The 2,150-nt window shown below is 59.7% G+C and carries 2 protein-coding genes; both read left to right on the top strand.

What is annotated here, in order from left to right; translation table 11 throughout:
• The first annotated feature begins 119 nt into the window (after positions 1-119).
• Entirely contained in the window at positions 120-929 is an 810-nt protein-coding gene (gene larB / locus NW857_RS10280) for a nickel pincer cofactor biosynthesis protein LarB (RefSeq protein ID WP_414337332.1), read from the top strand.
• Positions 930-1,178: 249 nt separating this feature from the next.
• Entirely contained in the window at positions 1,179-2,021 is an 843-nt protein-coding gene (locus NW857_RS10275) for a TerC family protein (protein ID WP_414368874.1), read from the top strand.
• Positions 2,022-2,150 lie beyond the last annotated feature (129 nt).

Genomic DNA, 2,150 nt, shown 5'->3' with positions numbered 1-2,150 from the left:
AGCTTTTGGGAGTGGTCGGTTCGCAGCCTCACCGGCGAGATCCTGCGGCAAAGTTGGCATCCGGTGTTGTTTTTCCCGCGCGGGTCTTTGGCCCAGTAGAGCTACTCAATCCCCTTGCTATGCCCGACCCAACCCAAACCTTGTGGGAACTGTTCCAAGCGGTGGCCCAAGGGCAGCTCTCTGCCGAGCAAGCCCTGCAAGCCTGTCGCTTTTTGCCCTTCGAGAGGGTGGGAGACTTTGCCCATGTGGATCACCACCGTCCTTTACGCACCGGCTTTCCCGAAGCGGTATGGGGGCCGGGCAAAACCCCTGAGCAGATCGCCCAGATCCTGGAACGGCTGCACCGGCAGGGATCCCTGGCTTTGGCCACCCGCGTTGAGGCCCAGGTGTACGCTCAGATCCGCTGCCGCTTGCCCCAGGCCCAGTATTCCGAGGTGGCCCGCCTGTGCTGGATCCCGATCCAGCAGACCATCCGCCATCCCGGCCAGATTAGCGTGATCTCCGCCGGCACCGCCGATGTGCCGGTAGCCGAAGAGGCCGCTCTCACCGCCGAGCTTTGCGGGTTTGCGGTCAAGCGCCTCTGGGATGTGGGGGTGGCCGGGATCCATCGCCTGTTGCACCACCGCGCCGCCCTGGAGGCCGATGTGCTGATCGTGGTGGCGGGCATGGAGGGGGCCTTGGCCAGCGTGGTGGCCGGCTTGGCCGATTGTCCGGTGATCGCCGTGCCCACCAGCATTGGCTACGGGGCCAGTTTTCAGGGCTTGGCCGCCCTGCTGACCATGCTTAACTCTTGTGCAGCGGGGGTGGGAGTGGTGAACATCGACAATGGCTTTGGGGCGGCCATTTTGGCAGGCCAGATCCTACGCTGTGGACAACGGCTGGCGGCGCGATTGCCTTCGCCTGCCCCCCCTGAGGGAGGAGAAGGTTAAGAAATGTAAAACGATCCTGAGCCGGACAAGCTATACTCGGGCCATGCTGGGGTTTTGGATTTCTCCGCTGGGAGGCTGTTGCCAAGAATTGAGGGATGGATCCCTTCTCCAGGTATCTTTTGTCAGGTGTCTTTGGGGCGCTTCCTCAACGACAACGACCCTAAAAATCTCCTGGAAGGGGTTGTCGATAGATCTGGGATAGCGGTCTGGGGTTAGCTGCACTGAACGAACGATTTTTTACCGGGTTACATGAAGCTTGCTGCTATGTCAATTGAGGCAATAGATACCACTGTGGCTTTTGTTCAAGGGATAATTCAGTCCTTCACTTGGACAGATCTCTTTTTGGTGGTGGCTCTGGTGTTTTTGGAAGCGGCCCTCTCCGCCGATAACGCCGTTGCCCTGGCGGCTTTGGTCAAGCATTTGCCCACTCCTCAGCAACAAAATCGCGCTTTGCGCTGGGGCATTATCGGTGCCTATGGTTTTCGCATCGCCATTGTGTTTGCAGCGGTTTGGCTGGTGGAGTATCCGCCCGCTCAGTTTCTCGGGGCCTGTTACCTGCTCTGGCTGGCCTGGCAGCATTTTTGCGGGGAAGAAGAAGGATCTGAGCAAGACATCACCCGCCAGGCTAATTTTTGGCAAACCCTGGTGATGGTAGAGCTAACGGATCTAGTCTTTTCTTTCGACAGCATTGCCGCTTCGGTGGGCGTCTCCCGCAAGGCTTGGGTGATCATCCTCGGCGGCATTCTCGGCATCACCTTGATGCGCTACATGGCCTCTTTGTTTTTGCGCTGGCTGGATGAGTTTTCCCGCCTAGAAGATGCTGCCTTTGCCATCATCGCCCTGGTGGGAAGCCTCATGCTGCTGGAGGTGTTTTTCCCCCAAGTTGAGCTCCCGGAATGGGGGATGGTGGTGGCTGTGCTGCCTTTGTTTGTCTGGGGCTTTTCGCAGCGTACAAGCTCCTGCGCGGCAGCCGATGAACAGCCGCAGCCGACCCTGGCCGATCTCAGAGAGTTGCACCCGACCGAAGGGATCCCTGCCAGCCTAGCTCCCCTGCCTGAGGCCGAGCCTGCTCCCGAGCTACAGCCGGACTAAGGGGCCTCACGGACAGCTTGTTCCGGATCCCTGGACCTGGGAGGTCTGGTGGCTAAGAGACGAAGGCTGGCAGGTGCTCCGTAGCCTTGGCTGCTGGAGGCAACAGCAGCAAGTTGTTCGCGTAGTGCG

Source organism: Synechococcus sp. H55.9 (assembly GCF_047462355.1).
GTDB lineage: Bacteria > Cyanobacteriota > Cyanobacteriia > Thermostichales > Thermostichaceae > Thermostichus.
The sequence above is the reverse complement of the archived record's forward strand: the minus strand, read 5'-3'. Positions and strand labels throughout refer to the sequence as shown.

Coding starts and splice junctions, on each gene's coding strand:
- NW857_RS10275 (WP_414368874.1), top strand. CDS start 1,179: ATGAAGCTTGCTGCTATGTCAATTGAGGCAATAGATACCACTGTGGCT.
- larB (WP_414337332.1), top strand. CDS start 120: ATGCCCGACCCAACCCAAACCTTGTGGGAACTGTTCCAAGCGGTGGCC.